General features: G+C 68.5%; 1 rRNA gene and 1 pseudogene. Both read left to right on the top strand.

What is annotated here, in order from left to right:
- A 5S ribosomal RNA gene (rrf, locus tag ACFVXE_RS39195) occupies nt 1-92 on the top strand; the annotation flags it as partial.
- Between the two features lie 289 nt (nt 93-381).
- Nucleotides 382-680, top strand: a pseudogene (locus ACFVXE_RS39200) (hypothetical protein); the annotation flags it as partial.

Below are 680 nucleotides of genomic sequence, written 5' to 3' on the forward strand. Positions count from 1 at the left end.
CGCCCGGTTACATTCCGAACCCGGAAGCTAAGCCTTTCAGCGCCGATGGTACTGCAGGGGGGACCCTGTGGGAGAGTAGGACGCCGCCGAACAATCTTTCAAGGACCCTTGGTCCCAGCGTTCATGCTGGGACCAAGGGTCCTTTTGTTTTGTCGAAGCGCGTCGGATGCCCGGCTGCGCGAGAATGTCTGTAGTACCCGAAGACAGGAGTTCCACCAATGTCCACCAACTCTCCCGACGATCGTTCGGAGCGCGAGCCGCGTCGCCGGGACGGTGGTGACCGGGGCGGCTTCCGGGGTGGTCGCGACGATCGGTCCGGTGGCCCGCGCCGGGACAGCGACCGTGGTGGCTTCCGTCGCGAGGACGGCCGGCCTACGAGCGGTGGCGACCGCGACCGGGGGCCGCGTCGTGACGACAACCGTGGTGGTGGCTCCGGCGGTGGGTTCCGTCGCGACGACAGTCGGCCTTCGAGCGGCGGTGACCGTGGTGGCTTCCGCCGTGACGACAACCGCGGTGGTGGCTCCGGCGGTGGGTTCCGTCGCGACGACAGTCGGCCTTCGAGCGGCGGTGACCGTGGTGGCTTCCGTCGTGACGACAACCGTGGTGGTGGCTCCGGCGGTGGGTTCCGTCGCGACGACAGTCGGCCTTCGAGCGGCGGTGACCGTGGTGGCTTCCGCCGT

It is taken from the genome of Streptomyces sp. NPDC058231 (assembly GCF_042882275.1).
In the GTDB taxonomy this organism is placed as follows: Bacteria; Actinomycetota; Actinomycetes; order Streptomycetales; family Streptomycetaceae; genus Streptomyces.